General features: G+C 55.9%; 14 protein-coding genes, 1 tRNA gene and 3 pseudogenes. 10 read left to right on the top strand and 8 right to left on the bottom strand.

Features of this window, described 5'->3' with window-relative positions:
• Positions 1–25 precede the first annotated feature (25 nt).
• The 7 genes and pseudogenes from K3727_18805 to K3727_18775 all read left to right on the top strand — a co-directional run bounded on the left by K3727_18805 (position 26) and on the right by K3727_18775 (position 9,108).
• On the top strand, positions 26–907 hold the full coding sequence (locus K3727_18805; protein ID UWQ90782.1) for a LysR family transcriptional regulator: 882 nt from the start codon (positions 26–28) through the stop codon (positions 905–907).
• Positions 908–1,024: 117 nt separating this feature from the next.
• Entirely contained in the window at positions 1,025–3,073 is a 2,049-nt protein-coding gene (locus K3727_18800) for an ABC transporter substrate-binding protein (GenBank protein ID UWQ93455.1), read from the top strand.
• A gap of 69 nt (positions 3,074–3,142) precedes the next feature.
• Positions 3,143–4,144: pseudogene (locus tag K3727_18795) on the top strand (ABC transporter permease).
• Positions 4,145–4,147: 3 nt separating this feature from the next.
• Positions 4,148–5,311, top strand: a complete 1,164-nt coding sequence (locus K3727_18790; protein ID UWQ90781.1) for an ABC transporter permease — start codon at positions 4,148–4,150, stop codon at positions 5,309–5,311.
• Positions 5,311–7,257, top strand: a complete 1,947-nt coding sequence (locus tag K3727_18785) for an ABC transporter ATP-binding protein (protein UWQ90780.1) — start codon at positions 5,311–5,313, stop codon at positions 7,255–7,257. Before K3727_18790 ends, K3727_18785 begins: the two co-directional genes overlap by 1 nt.
• Positions 7,208–8,053 (top strand): inositol monophosphatase, encoded by an 846-nt coding sequence (locus K3727_18780; protein UWQ90779.1) that lies wholly within the window; start codon positions 7,208–7,210, stop codon positions 8,051–8,053. Before K3727_18785 ends, K3727_18780 begins: the two co-directional genes overlap by 50 nt.
• A gap of 27 nt (positions 8,054–8,080) precedes the next feature.
• Positions 8,081–9,108, top strand: a pseudogene (locus tag K3727_18775) (sulfatase-like hydrolase/transferase).
• Between the two features lie 78 nt (positions 9,109–9,186).
• Here K3727_18775 and K3727_18770 read toward each other — a convergent pair.
• A complete protein-coding gene (locus K3727_18770; protein UWQ90778.1) occupies positions 9,187–9,351 on the bottom strand; it encodes a hypothetical protein in 165 nt (54 codons plus the stop codon).
• Positions 9,336–10,120: pseudogene (locus tag K3727_18765) on the bottom strand (hypothetical protein). Before K3727_18765 ends, K3727_18770 begins: the two are co-directional and overlap by 16 nt.
• A gap of 200 nt (positions 10,121–10,320) precedes the next feature.
• Here K3727_18765 and K3727_18760 point away from each other — a divergent pair.
• Both K3727_18760 and K3727_18755 read left to right on the top strand, forming a co-directional pair.
• Positions 10,321–10,881: a recombinase family protein gene (locus tag K3727_18760; protein ID UWQ90777.1), complete on the top strand. Its 561-nt coding sequence runs from the start codon at positions 10,321–10,323 to the stop codon at positions 10,879–10,881.
• 535 nt (positions 10,882–11,416) lie between these two features.
• Complete coding sequence (locus K3727_18755; protein UWQ90776.1) at positions 11,417–11,536, top strand: hypothetical protein; 120 nt, start codon at positions 11,417–11,419, stop codon at positions 11,534–11,536.
• Between the two features lie 114 nt (positions 11,537–11,650).
• On the opposite strand, the gene K3727_18750 is transcribed toward K3727_18755, so the two are convergent.
• From K3727_18750 to K3727_18735, 4 genes are all read right to left on the bottom strand, one after another.
• On the bottom strand, positions 11,651–12,499 hold the full coding sequence (locus tag K3727_18750; GenBank protein UWQ90775.1) for a hypothetical protein: 849 nt from the start codon (positions 12,497–12,499) through the stop codon (positions 11,651–11,653).
• A 458-nt stretch (positions 12,500–12,957) separates the two neighbouring features.
• A tRNA-Pro gene (locus K3727_18745) sits at positions 12,958–13,034 on the bottom strand.
• Between the two features lie 339 nt (positions 13,035–13,373).
• Positions 13,374–14,477 (bottom strand): 3-isopropylmalate dehydrogenase, encoded by a 1,104-nt coding sequence (gene leuB, locus K3727_18740; protein ID UWQ90774.1) that lies wholly within the window; start codon positions 14,475–14,477, stop codon positions 13,374–13,376.
• 142 nt (positions 14,478–14,619) lie between these two features.
• Positions 14,620–15,525: a LysR family transcriptional regulator gene (locus K3727_18735; protein ID UWQ90773.1), complete on the bottom strand. Its 906-nt coding sequence runs from the start codon at positions 15,523–15,525 to the stop codon at positions 14,620–14,622.
• A gap of 96 nt (positions 15,526–15,621) precedes the next feature.
• On the opposite strand from K3727_18735, the gene K3727_18730 reads away from it, so the two are divergent.
• Positions 15,622–16,527: a sugar nucleotide-binding protein gene (locus tag K3727_18730; protein ID UWQ90772.1), complete on the top strand. Its 906-nt coding sequence runs from the start codon at positions 15,622–15,624 to the stop codon at positions 16,525–16,527.
• Here K3727_18730 and K3727_18725 read toward each other — a convergent pair.
• Positions 16,524–17,612, bottom strand: coding sequence for an endonuclease/exonuclease/phosphatase family protein (locus K3727_18725; GenBank protein ID UWQ90771.1), 1,089 nt, complete (start codon positions 17,610–17,612; stop codon positions 16,524–16,526). The genes K3727_18730 and K3727_18725 overlap by 4 nt on opposite strands.
• Positions 17,609–18,442 carry a hypothetical protein gene (locus K3727_18720; GenBank protein UWQ90770.1) on the bottom strand — a complete coding sequence of 278 codons (834 nt, stop codon included), beginning with the start codon at positions 18,440–18,442 and terminating at the stop codon, positions 17,609–17,611. The genes K3727_18725 and K3727_18720 overlap by 4 nt, the downstream gene beginning before the upstream one ends.
• Between the last annotated feature and the right edge of the window lie 256 nt (positions 18,443–18,698).

Raw genomic sequence — 18,698 nt, 5'->3', positions numbered from 1 at the left:
TCAATCCCGGAAAGTTGAGCCTTCCATGCCTCGTGACACAAACATCAGTCTGAAACAGCTGCAAGCTTTGGAAGCGGTCACGCGGTACGGAAGCTTTACGCTCGCAGCAAAACACCTCCGCGTTTCCCAGCCAAGCGTTTCCAGTTTGATTGGTTCGCTCGAAAAGCAATTTAAGTGTCGGTTCTTTGAACGAAATGGCAATGAGATCGTACCAACGCAAGCCCTTGAAGAGATACGGGGTAAAATGAATGCGATCGTTCAGCTGCAGGCCGAGCTGGAAAATCAATTGGCCCGCAAAATGACGCTCGATATCGGTTCCTTGAATATTGGGTACACAACACATCAGCTGGCCATGCCGATCGTTTCACAATTTGTGCGTCAATTTCCGGGGGTCGAGGTCACTGCCCGCACAATGGCGACCAATGATTTGATGCCGCTGCTGAACAACGGCACGTTTGATGTGGCGTTCATTACTCGCAATGAACCGCCAACAGATCTGCACTTTGTTCCGGTTGCACCCACCCGAATTGGCATCATTGCCCCCGCTGATCACCCGCTGGCCGAGAAAGAGACGCTGAACTGGAATGACATCGTGGGTTTGGAGTTGATTCAAAGAGAACCTTCATCCGAGACCCGCCGGTCCTTCGAAGCCGCAGCGCGAATCGTTTCGGTGCAGCTCAATACCTTGCTTGGTCTTGGGTCATGGGGGTCGATCATGACTTTGGTCCGCTCGGGTCTGGGCGTTGGCGTTGGATTCGAGCGAGAATTCGTTAACGAAGCAGGTTTGGTATTTCTGCCTATTGATGACAAAAATCTGAAAGTTACCCATTACTTAACCTGCCTTCCGGCTATGCGTTACACCGCAACTGTTAGCGAGTTTCTGCGGGTTACCGAAGAGCTTATGTGACAGTTTCTTATCGTGCCAAAGGTCATAGAATTTCCTAATGACAGCGGAAGTGTCATAGAACTGTAAAGAACGGCCTCTAGCGCTGAGCACAAATTGCTCAAAGAGGCTATCATGACCATCCGAACCACACTTCTTTCCTGCTCTGCGCTTGCATTGCTAGCGTCGCCAGCCCTGGCGAATTGCCCGGCAGCAACCGTTGCCGACCCAATGGGTCTGAACTCTGAATACCCGCAGCAATTTGAACTGGTGGAATTTCAGGGCGCTGCATCCTGCACGATGGCATTTGCACAGAACCCAACGATCAACGACCTGAACGCCCGCATCTTCGGCAATGCCGAGCTTGCAGATGTTGCAGCACGCCTGCCTTCCGAGCCGCTGGTTGTTATGCCTTATGACTCCATTGGTTCTTACGGGGGTGCAATCACCGGCCTGTCCAAGGCCACTGAATCGGGCACCTCTGACTTGTTGTCCGTGCGCCACGTGAACTTTGTTCGTTATTCTGACGACCTGCAGACCGTTGTTCCAAACGTCGCAAAAGCCTGGTCCTGGAATGACGATTACACCCAGCTGACTATCACTCTACGCGATGGCCACAAATGGTCCGATGGCGAACCGTTCACTGCCGCTGACGTTGAATTCTGGATGAACGACATCATCCTGAACTCAGATGTATATGAGAAAACACCTGATCGCTGGTTGTTTGCAGGCGAGCCAGTGACAGTCGAAGCCAAAGATGATCTGACTGTTCAGTTCACATTCCCAGTTCCGACACCGGGCATTATGAACCGCTTTGCAGTTGATTATGGCCAACCGTTCCAGCCAAAGCACTTTCTGGGCCAGTTCATGCCAAAGCACAATGCTGACGCAGACGCTGCGGCGCAGGCACTTGGATTTGCCAATGGTGCAGAAGCTGTTGATTTCTACTATGGTGGTTCTGACTGGAAAGACGTGCCATCCCCACTGCTGAAAGACTCGGCAAAAGCCGAGGCCGTTGGTCGCCACGTCGTGCCAACTCTGGAAAGCTACATCGTCGTCGAAGAAACATCTGAGGGTCGCAAACTGGTTGCAAATCCCTTTTTCCACCAAGTGGACACAGCGGGCAACCAGCTGCCTTATATTAACGAAATCGTCGAAACTTATGTCGCCGACAAAGAGGTTCAGAACCTCAAGATTATGAATGGTGAAGTGGTCTGGAAACAGCAGGCGGTCTTCCTCGAAGATTTCCCACTCCTGAAAGAAAACGAAAGTCGCGGCGGATACAACATCCAGTTCGCACCGACCTTTGGGGAAAACGTGTTCTTCTCGTTCAACCGCACTCACGAAGACGAAGTTCTGCGCGAAATCTTTGGCGACCTGCGCTTTAACCGCGCAATGTCTCTGGCCTTGAATCGTAATGAGATCAACGAGATCGTTTATCTGGGCCAGGGAACACCAATGCAGGGTGTTCCGGCGGAACCAAAGACCGTTTCGTTTGTATCCGACGAGGTCCTGAACCGCGACATCGCCTTTGATACAGCAACAGCCAACGCGCTGCTTGACGAGATGGGTCTGGCCGATAGCAATGGTGACGGCACACGCGAACGTCCCGATGGCAAGCCGCTGGTTGTACGCCTAGTTTATTCTTCGCAGGGCGTTCCTGTGAAAATGATGGAACTGGTACGCGACTACTGGTCCGCTGTTGGTGTGCGTGTTGACCTGAAAGAGGTGACATCGGACGAGTATCGCGCCTCCGGCAACAACAACGATCTGGATCTGACCACCTGGAAATACGACGGCAATGCTGGTCCGACCATTAGCCAGGACACCACCGTGTTTGTTCCGCCCTTCGGCGACTTCTTCAACCCTGGCACCGGTGCGCTGTGGGCTTCGTGGAAGAAAACAGATGGCGCGGAAGGTGTGGAACCTCCTGCAGATATCCTGAAGCTCTGGGATCTCAGCGAGAAGTTCATCCAAGTCGAAATGGGGTCCGACGAAAGCAACAGAATCGGCGCCGAGATTGTTCAGATCCACACCGATAACATGCTGAAAATTGGTACAGTTGGCGACATCGTTGCACCGTTCCTCCACCGCAACGACCTGCAGAACGTGAAGCCGATCAAGTCCAAGACCTATGACTTCTACTGGACCTATCCTTATCGCCCCGCTCAGTGGTGGCTTGAGCAATAAGCTCACCCAATCCGACCCGAAGCGTGAAACTACGCTTCGGGTCTATTTTTGATTCTAAATCTGGTGGGGATGGTCTGAATGCTCAGATTCACTTTAGAGCGTGTGATCGGAATGCTGATCACGATGGCCCTGGTATCACTGATGGTTTTCCTGATCATGGAAATTCCACCTGGTGACTATGCCGATCGCTACGCCTTTCGGAAGTATTCCGGCACAGGCGTCAATGTGACCGAAGCAGACATTCAGGCGATCCGCGTTGACCTGGGCCTCGATAAGCCCATGCTTTTTCGCTATTTCGACTGGATCGGCGGCATCGTGCTTCGTGGTGATTTCGGACAGGCATTTGCTTTTGAAACCTCCGTGGCCAACGTGATTGGCGACAAGGTTTGGCTGACCGCAGGCATCCTGTTCGCCACGCTGCTGTTGACCTATATCATTTCCATCCCAATTGGCATTTATGCCGCTGTGCGCCGTGGGTCGGCTGTGGATTACGGGTTGACCGTTCTCTCCTATCTGGGCCTCGCCTTGCCAAACTTTCTTTTGGCGCTTGTTATGCTTTACTTCGCCAATCGGTGGTTCGGTGCCGATATCGGGGGGCTTTTCTCTGCTGCCTATAAGGACGCCGCCTGGTCGCTGGCCAAGGTCTGGGACATGCTCAAGCATCTGTGGCTGCCTGCCGTGGTGCTGGCTTGGTCTGCGGTCGCCTATCAGATCCAAACAGTCCGCGCGACCATGTCGGACGAGCTTAACAAGCTGTCTGTTACGGCGGCCCGTGCCCGTGGCGTTCCCGAAGGACGGCTCTTGTTGAAATACCCGGCACGGCTGGCGATCAACCCGATCGTGTCCACCATTGGCTTTGATGTGAACCGCATCTTCTCGGAACTCCCCATCGTTGCCGTGGTGCTTGGCCTGACCGAATTGGGTGAACTGCTGCTCAAGGCCTATCTCGACCTCGACATGAACGTCGCGGGGGCGATCTTGCTCATGCTGACCTTCGCCATCGTTTTCATGAACTTTGTTTCGGACCTGCTGCTCGCCTGGCTGGATCCGCGCATCAAGCTGGGCGCCTGACACATGACTCAAACAGTTGATCCACAGAACTCACCCCCCTCTGCAGCAGAGGAAAAAGAGCGCCAGCGCCTGCTCAAATACTATTCGGCGTCACAATGGACGCTGATTTGGTGGCGTTTTCGCCGCCACCGCGCCGCCATGGTGGCTTCGGCTTTGCTGGGGTTGATGGCTCTGGCCGGGATTTTTGCTGAATTCGTGGCACCCTATGGGCCGGTAACGCGCGATACTTCATACATCGAAGGCCCGCCGCAGATCCCGAGATTCTGTGACGAATACGGATGTTCTATTGTTCCATTTGTTAACGGGACAAAAACGGAGCGCGATCCTATCACCCTGCGCGCCATTTCCAAACCTGACCCCGATGTGCGTTACTACCTTCAGTTTTTTGTTCCTGGCGAAGAGGTCAAGGTTCTGGGCTTCATCCCAACCAATCGCCATCTTGTCGGGCTCAGCGCGGATGTGGACCAGAAAATTCACTTCTGGGGAACCGACGATCTGGGCCGGGATGTTTTCAGCCGTACCATCTACGCAACCCGCACGTCGCTTTCCATCGGGGTGTTTGGGGTTCTGATTTCCTTTGTGCTTGCGCTCACCATCGGTGGGATCGCCGGGTATTTTAGTGGCCTGATTGACAATGTCATCCAACGCGTGACCGAAGTCATTCGCGTGGTTCCGATCATCCCGCTTTACATGGGGCTGGCCGCCGCCATGCCCAAGGAGTGGTCTACCACGCAGGTTTATTTCGCCATGACGTTGATATTGGGCTTGTTTGGATGGCCGACCCTTGCCCGCCGTATCCGGTCGCAGCTTTTGTCGATCCGCAACGAAGATTACGTGGTCGCCGCGCGTCTGGCCGGTGCCCGCACCAAGCGGATCATTTCCCAGCACATGCTGCCCAGCTTCACCAGTTTTATCATCGTCGATCTGGTTATCAGCTTTCCCTACATGATCCTCAGCGAAACCGCGCTCAGCTTTGTGGGCCTCGGCCTGCGCCCACCCTCTGTGTCCTGGGGTGTTCTGCTGCAACAGGCACAATCTGTACGCGCGATTGAACAAACCCCTTGGCTCTTTATCCCAGCTGTCTTTGTTGTCGTGGCCGTGCTGGCCTTCACGGTGATTGGTGACGGTTTGCGTGACGCGGCCGATCCGTACGCGGAGGCGAAATAATGTCCACGATCCTCGACGTTCGAAACCTGACGCTGAACTTCAGAACCGACGAAGGGCTAGTCTCGCCCGTGCGCAACGTGTCCTTTTCGCTGGAGAAGGGTAAAACCCTTGGTATCGTCGGAGAGTCCGGTTCCGGGAAATCCGTCAGCACCAAAGCGGTGATGCAGCTTTTGCCTGGTATTGCCAGCATCGCGGAAGACAGCCAGATCAACTATGTGACCAAGGACGGCAAGGCCATGGACATTGCCAAGATCCGGCGCAATGACCCACGGCTGCACCGGCTGCGCGGTGGCGAGATCGGGATGATCTTTCAGGAGCCGATGGCCAGTTTTTCCCCTGTCTACACCATCGGCAATCAGATCATGGAAGCGATCATGCTGCATCGTGGCGTTTCACGCCGCCATGCCCGCGAGATTGCAACCGAAATGCTGGACAAGGTTGGCCTGACCAATCCTGCGCAACGCGTGGACCAGTATCCGCACGAATTGTCCGGTGGCATGCGTCAGCGGGCGATGATTGCCCTGGCGCTCTCTGCCGGTCCGCAGCTTCTGATCGCGGATGAACCAACCACCGCCCTGGACGTCACGATCCAGGCGCAGGTTCTGAAGCTGATGCGTGATCTGCAGACCGAGCTTGAGATGAGCATGATCTTCATCACCCACGATCTGGGCGTGGTTGCGCAGGTCGCAGATGACATTGCGGTCATGTACAAGGGTGAGATTGTTGAACGGGGCACCGTGCGCGAGGTGATACACACCCCGCAAGAAGACTATACTAAACGCCTGCTCGCCGCTGTGCCGCGGCTGGATAAGGTCGTGCCTCCCAAACCGCTGCCCGGAGGCAAGGGGCAGTCGCTGATCGACGTCAAAAACCTCTCTGTCGATTTTGAGATCAAGAAGAAAAAGCTCTTCCGCACCGAAACAGAAACCGTGCGGGCCGTGCGGGACATCACCTTTGATATTCTGCGTGGTGAAACTGTTGGGCTGGTTGGCGAATCCGGATCAGGCAAGACCACCGTAGGCCGCGCCATTTTGCGCGCGATCGATCCCAGCGACGGTGAGGTGATTTTCCACCGCAAGAATAAGGCCGACATCGATCTGGCACATGCCACCCCCGGTGAATTGCGTAGGGTGCGCTCCAAGATGAACATGGCTTTTTCCGAAGGGCCGGTGCAGATCAACTCACTGGTGGGTGAAATGCTGCGCGCCTTCCGTCCCGAGGTCAGCCTTGTGTTTCAGGACCCATATTCATCGCTTAATCCCCGAATGACAGTACGCGACATCATCGCAGAACCGCTGGTGGCGTCGGGCCTGATGACTGACCGGGACAAGATCGACAACCGGGTGCGCGAGATTGCAGAGCGTTGCAAGATCGACCTGGAACACCTGCGCCGCTTCCCGCATGCTTTCTCTGGTGGACAGCGTCAACGGATTTGTATCGCACGGGCCTTGGTGTCCAAGCCAAAATTCGTGGTCTGTGATGAATGTGTTTCTGCATTGGATGTGTCGATCCAGGCTGAAATCGTGGACCTACTGCGTGACATCCAAAGGGAAATGGGCATCAGCTTTCTGTTCATTGCCCATGACCTGGCTGTAGTCGCGCAGATCTCACACCGCGTGGCGGTGATGTATCACGGTGAGTTCATGGAATACGGACCGACCGAGAAGATCTTTTTCAATCCGCAGCACCCCTATACGCGTGCGTTGTTGACCGCTGTGCCTCATCCAGATCCGGACGCACCGTTCAACCCCGAAAAGTTTGAAGGCGTGCAAGACCATCCGATCGTGCAACGCGATGATAAAGGGTTCAGGGTTGTCGCAGCCCCTCCGGGGTTTGACCACTCAGCGCATCCGACCGAGTTGGTTGAACTGGACGACGGCCATTTTGTTGCGTGCCATGTGCTGCCTTCTCCTGCCTTTGAACAGCCCGTTTTGGAAATGGCCTGACTGGGAATTGGACCAAGTGAACTCTGACATTACGCACCACGCGGAACAGATTGCAGCAATCGCCGCGAAAGCCGCGCTTGGCTATTTTCGAGGCAATCTTGGCGTTGATTTCAAATCCGACGAAAGCCCGGTCACTCAAGCCGACAGAGGGGTCGAGGAAATTGTGCGCAGCTATCTTGCCGAGCATTTTCCACAAGATGGCGTTTTTGGTGAAGAAGCAGGTTTTCAGGGCAAAGATCGTGACCAAATCTGGATCGTTGATCCAATCGATGGCACACGATCCTTTTTGTCGGGGCACCCGCTTTTTGGCTTTCTTTTGGGGCGCTTGAAACTCGGCCAGCCCGAGATCGGCGTGATTGGCGTTCCGACCCTGGTAGAAACTTTGATTGGTGTCAAAGGTCAAGGCGCGACCATGAATGGGAAACCAATATCCGTCAGTGATCAATCAAAGCTGGCAGAGGCAGTCCTGTTCATCAATGAGGGCGAGAAAATTTTTCGCGACCACCCTGCAGTATTTGACAAACTCATGACCGCAGGACAAACCCGCCGGTTGTCCTACGATTGTTATCCGCACGCGCTTTTGGCAATGGGTCATGTGGATGCGGTGGTCGATTATGATCTGCAACCCTATGACTATCTGCCTGTACTGGCAGTGGTAGAAGCGGCCGGTGGTGTCATGACCGACTGGAATGGTGACACGCTGACGCTTCAATCCGAAGGGCACGTTGTCTCCGCAGCAACCCCGGCAATGCATGAGGCTGTCTTGAATCTGATCCAAGCGGAATGGTCGCAATAACCTCCAAATCAAAAAAACGTCCTCTTCATCGCTATTGATCAGCTGCGCGCAGATTGTGTGTTCGGTGAGCTCGCCAAATATGTGGACTTGCCGAACCTGCGTGCGCTCATGGCAGATGGGATGACATTCCGGAACCATTACTCGGTCATCAACCCCTGCGGTCCGTCACGCGCCTCTCTGCTCACCGGGCAATATGCGATGGACCATCGCTCTGTGCGCAACGGCCCCCCCCTTCGGCACGACATTCCCAATCTGGGTACGGAAATGCGAAAGGCGGGCTATACGCCTTTGTTGTTCGGCCACACGGACACCGCGCAGGATCCGTGCGTAGATGCCCCCGACGATCCCGCGCTCTTTTCCTACGAGCTGCCGATGGCGAGCTTTGAAGAAGCCCTAGAGATGTGGTTCAAAGTCTCCACCGGGTGGCAAAAACATCTACGTGAACAGGGATACCAGTTTGATGGTCTAAATGATGTGTTCATTCCGCAGCGCGAAGGTGAGGATCTACGTCCCGACGGTCCCGCACTTTACGCGAAAGAGCACAGTGACACGGCCTATCTGACAGATAGATTTCTGGACTATATGGCAGACAGCACCGAGGTTAACTGGTGCGCACATCTGACTTATATCAGGCCGCACCCACCATTGGTTGCGCCTGCGCCTTATAATCGCATGTACGATCCCGCGACACTGCCTTTGCCCAACCGCCTGGCCAGTGCCGAGGACGAAATTTCCGAACACCCCTTCTTTGAAGGAACTATCCGCACAACCTCTGTTGCCGACTTTGTGGATGGGCAGCCAGACCTGCCCCTAACGGATGCCACCGTACAGACCTTGCGTTCGATCGATCTGGGTTTGGCCACCCAAGTTGATCACCATATTGGGCAGGTCGTGTCCTTCTTGAAGGGCACTGGGCAGTACGAGAACACATTGATTGTCGTGACTGCTGACCACGGAGAGATGCTTGGCGATCACCACAGCTGGGTAAAATGTCCGTGTATGACCCGGCCTTCCACAGCACTTTGATTATTCGGATGCCGGAAAACGAGGCATAGGCTGAACTTGTTGGCAAAGACAACCTTGCGTTCACGGGGGCCGAGTTTGACGCGCGTGCCGTCATGAATGGGCAATTGCTAATCCTTGATCACAACCGTAGACGAGAAGTCATTAGCTTGCCCCAAATCAGCGCCCACGAAGTATCTGACAAATCCGGCCACTCTCTCGATTGCGGGGTCATGTCCGGTTTTGTTGATCACGCGACCATCGGGCATGTAGTTGAGGTTCAAAACCGAGGACATATTGCGTTCTCCATGCTGGTGGCGTTCTCTATGGCGGACAGGTCGAAGTAAGACAGACCGTCAGACAGAAAATCGCACATGACCTCCTGCCGAAAGCGCGTGGCTGACAATTGCGACCGCAGGCGCTCAACGCGGGATGCAAGGCGCGGGATCGAAGTGCCGGGAACCTTGATCGATGCACGTTGTCCTTGGGTTCAAGGAATAGCGATGCAAAAAGGCTGTTTTTTCCAGCGGGGGTGCTGGCGTAGAAGGTCTGTCCGTTGTCGCGCAGCATGGGCAGGATAGAAACGACAACATCCTCGCCGCCGTTCGTTCCCGGTAAGTATGCCATCTCGTCCACCAGAAGCAGGTCGGCTGTGTAACCACGTATCGTTGCGCCCGACACAGGCACAGCGATAAAGCGTCCGCCATTCGAACATTCGATTTCCGTCTGCGTCGCGCGTTCGACCACGAGGTCAGTGGCGCGCAGGTATGCTTGCACTTTCCGGGTGATTTCGCGTGTCTGACGTTCGGCGGGGGCAACGCAGATGATTGTGCCGCCACGCTTCAATTCGCGAACGCCGCGCGTCGCGAGGACGCAGGATTTACCCGCCTGACGGCAGACGAGCAGTGCGACCGTCTGCGCGTCCGATGTGATCGCCTCCACCTGCCAAGGGTCAACATGCGTGGCGGTCGGCACCTCCTGTTGCAGGAAGTGGAGCATTTCCGCGCCGGGATCGAGATCACGTTCGATCAGAGAGCAAAAGTCGTGGAGCGCATCAAACGGCATCGCGACGCTCCTCAAGGCGCATCAGGTGACATTGGGTGCAATCGCCATGCGGGTTGCGTGGCGATGCCGTAAACCACACGGCAGGCTTCTGTGGAACACCGGTGGGTCACCTTGAGAGTGTGCCAATAGAATGGTTCTGACATTTTGGAACAAATGTCCAAAAATATTTAAGACTTTGTGGAACAGATTCGGAGAAATAGTTGCTGATCGGGTACGCTCGCACAAGCACGTTGGAACAGGAAGCTGGCTTTGAAGGGCAGAAGCGCGATCTTGAGGCAATTGGTTGCGAAAAGATGTTTGTGGAACAGGTCTCAGCAGTCGAAGATCGACCGCGTCTGGCGGCGGCACTCGACTTTCTACGGGAAGGTGACACTCTAATTGTGACCAAGCTCGACCGTCTTGCCCGTTCAGTCCTGCATCTTGGTGAGGTCGTACACACGATAAAGTCCAAAGGCGCAAACCTGCGTATTCTGGCGATGGACATCGACACTTCTACGCCAACGGGAACGCTCTTGCTGAACATGCTCGGCGCAGTTTCGGAATTCGAGCGGTCTATGATGTTGGAACGGCAGAAGCTGGGTATTGCTAAGGCCAAGTCCGAAGGCAAATACAAGGGTCGCAAACCCACCGCACGTGCTCAATCTCAGAGCGTTCTGAAATTAAGAAGTGAAGGTATCACCCCAACCGAGATAGCACGAAGTTTGAATATCGGGCGTACTTCCGTTTATCGCATTATTAACGCATCTAAATCGACCACATAGACCCGCTAAATGCGGGCACCGAGGGACCCAAGGCTATACTAGGCGCTACCAAACCGAGCACAAACAGCCCCCACAAGAACTCCTTGGAGCAAGGCGCGGCGGACTGGTAACGCGATCTCTTAACTTTTTAGGGTACTTTTCGGCTGCTGTAGTCCCCCCATGTCGGAATCGTAAAACAGGGTAAAAATTTTTGAAAATTCTCTAACTTTCTTGCTTTCTTTGACAGTCGACTGGCCATTGGTGCCGTCATCGATGCGCGCGAACGCTGATTTATGTCGGTTGGCTCGACGGTTTGCCTGCCCGTGCAAAGAACGACCGGGAACTCTCTGAGGCACTTAACGCGAGGTCGCAGGCCGAACGTGATTTGAACGAACTGGGGGCTTCTATCCCGACATCCATAGTGACTCTAGTGGTTACGTCGCCACCGCGCCGGGTCCCGCAACCATCAAAGACTCAACGCGCGGCAACATCTAGACGTCCCCGCGCCACTTCCAACGTGGGAGGCGTTCCCGACTGTCGTTATTGCGGCAGATCAATGGTGAAACGTACCGCAAGACGTGGACGAAATGCGGGGAAACAGTTTTGGGGGTGCTCAGGGTATCCACACTGCAAAGGCACACGGAATCTGTCTGGACAATCGCGTTACAACCCTTAGAGCGCACGGTGCGGGCTTGATAGGTGTAAGCCTGCCCGAAAACGGACTACCGAACCGACAGCGCATCCCCAAACGCCTCTTCGATGTCAGGACGGTGCATGTTGTAGTGCTTTTTCACACCTTTTCAGTGGTGTTTACGGCGTCAGCAATGATGTTGAATGAAATGCCCGCCCGGACCATATGGGTGATCGCCGTACGCTTCATGGTGTGGTGCGTCACCGACTTGTTCAAACCCGCTTCTTTTGCGACTTCCGTAAGGCCTTTCTTCAAGCTCTTCACGCGCTTGCCATTGTAGGTGATCACGTAGGGCTGCGAACGATCTGCATAGATCAGGTAGCTCATCAACCTCCAACTCTGGCCTATAGGAATCTGGGGGCGGCGCTTATTCCCGCTGCCCGCGCCGAAGTCGATATAGGCTCCCTTAGCCACTGTGCCGGACTCGTAGTTCAGTGGCGGGTTTTCATAGGTGCGCTGGGTCGCACGCTTGGGCATGACCCAATTTCCTTCTGGGTCCAGAACAGGTTCTGGTTTAACTTCCGTCACGCTCTTCAATGTGGCCTCGGGGATATAGACCTGATCCCATGTCAGCGACAGAATAGCTTCCTTCCGCGCGCCAGTGGCGAGTGCGATCAACAGAAATCCTTCGATATGCGAGCGGTCTCGTTCCCTGTCAATTTCAAGCCCGTTGACGACGATGGGGCGTGGTTCGCAGGCGGCTATCATGCGCTCCATTTCTTCCATAGTGATCCATGTTTTCGTATCGCGCACCGACTCGCCTTCGGTGATGGAGAAATCCGGAGGATAGGTGGTGTAGCGGTTCTTCCGTGCGCGCGTTAGCGCGGCCCGCAGGACTCTCAGGTCCTTGCAGGCGTTGTTCCGTCTGGTGGTCCCATATTGCCCTTCGAAATCCTGATGCGCCTTCCAGCGGGGTTTCGTCATCCGCCATTCTGTGTATTCGTCCACGGTATCTTGACGACTTCATCCCAGAACATATGCCCCAGATGCTCTTTCAGCGGCTCCACGTTCGCTGCCATGGGGCCAGAAGTGGACTCTGCCTTCTCTCGACAGATGTATTCGTAATACTTGTCCAGGATCCAAGCCACTGTAGGGCGAGCTGGAATTTAGGGTCTAACCAGTTCCTTAACGAAGTTGTCATGTGCTGCTGACGCAGCCTTTTCATCCTTCCTACCGTGAGAATGCCGTCGGGTCTTACCGCTACCGTCCTTGTTGACTGTCTCCCAGTATCCGTCCGTTCTTGTGCGGTTATAGGGGGCGTTGGGGTCGGCGGGTGCCGCATCGGGCTGGAATTCATCCAGCTTTTTCTGCGCCTTCTCCTTGTTTTTGGTTTTCGCGATACTGCGCAACTCATGCAAGGTTGCATAAATTGCAGGTTTCAGTTTTGCGTATGTTCTTGATTCTATTGGTCGGAGTGAGAGGATTCGAACCTCCGACCCCTGCCTCCCGAAGACAGTGCTCTACCAGGCTGAGCTACACTCCGACCGTGGCGCGTGATTTATATCCGTGTCGGGGTGTTTGCAAGGCCAATTCTTCGCCGTAAAAAATAAACGCTTGAGGATTTATTTGGCTACTTGCGTGTTTCCGTTGAGAAAAGGGGGAGCACCTGAGACCGGGCTCTGGGCTGGTCGCATCTGCTGGGAAATGCGCGGTGTCGCCCCGTTGCCTGACTGCAGGATCTTGGCGGGCAGGAGCGGAATGTGATGTTGGCCAGGGGTAAAATGCGCAACACACGCGACCCTGAAGGAGTCGCCCCAGGCGGCGGACAACAAAAAACGCCCGCCAAATACAGCGGGCGTTCTGTCGTCGTGGGATCGTAGGATTAGAGGCTGGCGTCCAACGCCGCGAGAATCGCATCACCCATTTCCGATGTCGAAACAGGGGTGACGCCTTCTTCGCCCAAAAGATCAGCGGTGCGCACACCATCTGCCAGCACCTGTTCAACAGCGGCTTCCAGGCGGTCGGCTTCGCTGCCCTGATCAAAGCTGTAGCGAAGCGCCATGGCAAAGCTCAGGATGCAGGCGATCGGGTTGGCTTTGCCTTGGCCTGTGATATCGGGGGCCGAGCCGTGAACGGGTTCGTACAGCGCCTTGGGCCGACCATTGGCCATGGGCGCGCCCAGGGAGGCCGAAGGCAGCATGCCAAGGCTTCCGGTCAACATGGCTGCGCAATCGGACAGGATGTCGCCGAACAGGTTGTCGGTCAGGATGACGTCAAACTGTTTGGGTGCACGTACCAGCTGCATGGCACCGTTGTCGGCATACATGTGCGACAGTTCGACTTCTGGGTATTCCTTGCCCACACGGGTGGCCACTTCGCGCCACAGGATGCCCGATTCCATCACGTTGGCCTTCTCCATCGAGCAGACTTTTTTGCCGCGACGCATGGCCAGCTCGAACGCCGACCGTGCGGCGCGCTCGATTTCGGATTCCGTATAGCGCTGAGTGTTGATGCCAACGCGTTCGTTGCCTTCCTCAAAGATGCCACGGGGTTCGCCAAAATACACGCCCGACGTCAATTCGCGCACGATCATGATGTCCAGGCCGGCCACGATGTCCTTTTTCAGCGACGAGAAGTCAGCCAAAGCGTCAAAGCACTGGGCCGGGCGCAGGTTCGAGAACAAATCCATTTCTTTGCGCAGACGCAACAGGCCGCGTTCGGGTTTGACGCTGAAATCCAGATCGTCATAGGCCGGGCCGCCAACGGCACCCAACAGAACCGCGTCGGCTTCTTGTGCCTTGGCCATGGTTTCGTCGGCCAGCGGGACACCATGCTTGTCATAGGCGGCACCGCCGACCAGATCTTCGCTCACATCGAATGCCAGATCGCGCTTGTCACCATACCAGGTGATGATGCGGCGGACCTGGGCCATGACTTCGGGGCCGATACCGTCACCGGGCAGGATCAGAAGGGATGGATTCGACATGCGGGGCTCTCCTTGAAACAGCTTTGAGGTGGGGTACCTTGAGGAGACGGAGGGGTCAATGATGCGTCCATGAAAACAAGGGAAAAACAGCGAAACATACCGACGCATCCAGGCCGTATCGTTGAACAGGTGCCCAGGCTGTTCAAGTTTGGGCACCACCATAGGCCTGCAACCTATGCGCCAGGTGATCCCAGACACGCGAAACGCGGGGGGTCTGGCGCAGGGTCCCGTGGGCGGCCAGCCAAACCGGCAACGGCGGGATGCCAATGCCCAGGTCCAATTCCTGCACCAATGGGTCAGCACGCCCGACCAATGTTTGAGAAAAGCCGATCCCACATCCGGCCCGAACCAGCTCCCAATAGGTGCTTTGATGATCACAGCGGGTGGCAAAGCTGGCGTGGCTGACCTCCCAGCCCAGATCGCGTATGGTGCGAACAATCAGGTCGTTTTGGTCGTATCCGACCAGATCATGCTGCCAAAGATCCTCGGCTGTCTGGGGGTGTCCGGCACGGTCAAGATAGCTGTGCGCTGCAAAGATCCCAAGTTGCAGGTCAGTGACGTGGCGGGCGACGATATCCAACTGGGTCGGGCGGTACATCCGCACCGCGATATCTGCGGCACGAAACAACAGATTTTCGCTACTGTCATTTGGAACCAGCTCCAGTTCGATCGCAGGTTCCAGGTGCCGGATTTCAGCAAGGATTGGGGGCAGGACATGATGCGACGCAAAAATGCTGGCGGTGATCCGCACGGTGCCTTGCAAGTCCTGCGACTGACCGGCCGCTGTCAGCGAAATCGCATACATCTGATCCTGCACCTGGCGTGCCATTGGGAACACTTGCACGCCCGTGGAACTGAGCGAAAGCCCACGGGGATGCCGGTTGAACAAAGCGGCCCCCAGTTCCTGCTCCAGCGTCTTGATGTGACGCCCAAGCGTAGGCTGACTGCGGTTCAACTGGCGGGCGGCACCGGACAAGGAGCCGGTTTCAGCAACAGCGAGAAAGCTTTGGATCAATGTCCAATCGGTGAGGGAGGAAATCTTATCCATTCAATAATGAATAGGATATCTGCAAAGTTTTGCAATATTATGCTGATATATGCATGGATATAGTTGTTTCATCATCCATTGACGAGGACATGGAGCATGAAACCTACTGTATTGATCCTGGGGCCGACCGGTCGTTTCGGCCGCGCAGCTGAGCACGCATTCTGTACTGCGGGGTGGACGACGGTGCGGTTCGATCGGGGAACTGATGATCTGGTTCAGGCCGCCCGGGCCGCGGATGTGATCGTCAATGCCTGGAACCCACAATACCCTGATTGGGCGGATCAGGTGCCTCGGCTGCATGATCAGGTGATCGCGGCGGCAAAAGCGGCGGGCGCTACCGTTATTGTGCCGGGAAACGTCTATGTCTACGGGCCACAGGCAACGCCCCCATGGGGGCAGGAAACCCCGCAAGAGGCACGCAACCCATTGGGTCAGATTCGCATTGCCATGGAACAGGCCTATCGCCAGTCCGGCGTTCGGACCATTGTGCTGAGGGCAGGGGATTTTATCGACACTGTTGCGTCTGGAAACTGGTTTGACGCGGTTTTGACCAAGCGGCTCGCATCGGGGCGGTTTTCATACCCCGGACCACTTGATGTTCCTCATGCGTGGGCATTCCTGCCTGACTTGGCGCGTGCTGCGGTGCAATTGGCAGAAAGGCGCGAGGAATTGCCTGTGTTCAGCGATATCTCTTTCCCCGGGTACACAGTAACAGGGGCCGAAATGGCGACTGCTCTGGACCGAATTGTCACCCGGCCCGTCAGGATGACACAGATGTCGTGGATTCCGCTTCGTCTGTTGAAGCCAGTGTGGCCAATGGCGCGCTGTCTGTTGGAAATGCGATATCTATGGCAGGTCGGGCATACTCTGGATGGAACGCTGCTGGAACAGTATTTACCGGGGTTCGCCGTGACGCCATTCGAAACGGCACTGGCCCAGGCGATCCCGCCGGGATTGGTGGCACCACCGTCGCATCCTCTTGCGAAAACGGCGGTCGCCTAATCCGCTGCCAAGTCCACCCAGACCAGCCGGTGACGGCTGGCCTGTTGTGCCAGTTGGCCATCCGCCTGATCCGGTGTTGGCCAGAAAACACCTGTGTTCACGACTCTCATCCCGACAGATGGCAGGATATAATCCACGCGAAATTTCCCAATTCCCGGCCAATCCACGGTATCCAGGGCCGGATCCGAACAGGCGCTGGGTGCTGCCGTCGCAGCAGCTGCACCCGAACTGCGGGGGGCAGGGTCCTGCAACCGTGTTTCAGCCAACAGATCCACGATTGCCTGAGTTCTGCCATCGCTGTCGCATGGATCCAGATTCGCCCCCCCTGCAAGCACGATATCTCCCGTCAGGGCGGGCCCAAATTCCTGACGTACGATTTGGCGCAGCAATTGGAGCTCATCATGGTTGCGCCGCCCGTTGCGGTCTTCGGGGCCGTCAAAAACCGGAGGCCCCGCCTGAAAGGCCAGGACGGTCAAATTCGATCCGTCAGCGCGGGTCACGGGCACTGCCCAGATGGCGACACTGGGCAAGCGCTGGCGTTCCATCGCCTCGGCCGACGGAAAAGGGTTGCCATCTGGATGGGTCGGCGGGATGGCACCAGGCAGATCCAGCCACAGGGTCGCGCTGTAATCCACGATCTGGGCGGTCTTGATGGGGTGGCGCGACAGAATCGCCATGCCACTTTGTCCGGTAAAAGCACCAAAGCCCTGAGCATCTTCGGGCCCCCCCAGCCGGCCATCACCGTTCAGGTCCAGGTCTGTCGCCAGCCCTGCATTGGGCTGAGCTGAAAACATGTGCGGATAATCGACGCCGATTTTGGCCAATTGCTTGACCAGCGCCCGGACGGCGCGGTTTTCATGGTCCCAGTCCACGCCTTGCAGGACCAAGATGTCAGGATTGTTGCGCGCGATGACCTGGATGACGGCCCGGACTGCGGGGTCGTCGCCACGCTGGATCGCACGGAGCAAAAGGCCCGGCCCCTTGCGGGATAATTCGGTGTTGAATGTGGCAAGGCGCAAGGGGTCGGCGGAACAGGCCAGGCTGCCCAGCAACAACAGCGCCGCGCCTGCCAGCAACCGCCTCATGCGGTGCGCATCGTCTCGGAATTGGCATAGGCACGACGGCGCTTTTCTTCGATCAGATCAGCAATGCGCAACATTGCCATACCACGCATCAACATGGACGCAGGTAGAAAAGCCCAGGCGCTGAGAGTCCATATCAGGGTGTGTGGGCGCATCAACAGGTTGGGATCAACAATGTCGGCGGCCAGTTTGACAAAGGCAGGAATGGCAAAGGGCAGCAAGAAGCCCAGCATGACATTGATCCGCCCGTCGCGGTGCAGGCGATAGACAACATCACCACCTGTTGTGGGGTCAAACAGTGGCAAATTGGTCCAGACGTTAAAGGCCCCGTTCGCCACCGGCCAATTCAGGATTCTGATGGTGACGACAAAGGCCAGCACAGTGCCCAATGCGATCAAATAGGCCACAGCCGCTGCGGCCCGAGCGGCGTTGAGCATATGAACGGGTACTTCGGGGGGCAGGACCAACAGGACGAGACGCACAGGTGAGTACGGGAAATCCAGTATGCTCCCGGCCAGTTGACCCAACCCGGCAAACAGCGCGGTTCCATTGGTCGGTTCGAACAAATGTTTGGTGATCATGCTCAGGCACAACAGGATCAATGCCAGGCAGACAAAGCGCAGCCGGTTGAGAGGTGGCGCATCGCGGAACTCGACAAAGCTGGGATAATTCGAACTGTATTCGGCCATGGTCAACACGGCTGCCAACAAGGACAACAGAACGACGATCTCACCGGATCGCATCGTATGGCTGGGCAAAAATATCGAAGGCATTGCAATCAGCAAAGCCACCAATACGCCCCGCAACACGGCTCCTAAGATGCGTGCAACCACTGCTCATTCCCTTCAAACTGGACAGGCCGATACGTTGCCGCGCCTTTGTTCCAACTTGATCCAACCCGTCTTTGGGCCGGTGCCTCATTTTGGCCTTATTTGTGCATCGTTTGGGAAAACCGCTCAAGAGGGTGCGTCGTAAAGTGGTAAATTTTGTGGTTCGCGGGCGGATAACTGGTGCTGCTTTGCATCAATGAGTGTAGGAAATTCAACGATTTGCGCAGCGAACCACAAGATATTGTGGTGCGTCGCCGCA

The sequence above is a fragment of the Rhodobacteraceae bacterium M382 genome (genome assembly GCA_025141015.1).
Lineage (GTDB): Bacteria > Pseudomonadota > Alphaproteobacteria > Rhodobacterales > Rhodobacteraceae > Aliisedimentitalea > Aliisedimentitalea scapharcae.
Note: the sequence above shows the minus strand (reverse complement) of the source record. Positions and strands in the feature narration are given on the sequence as shown.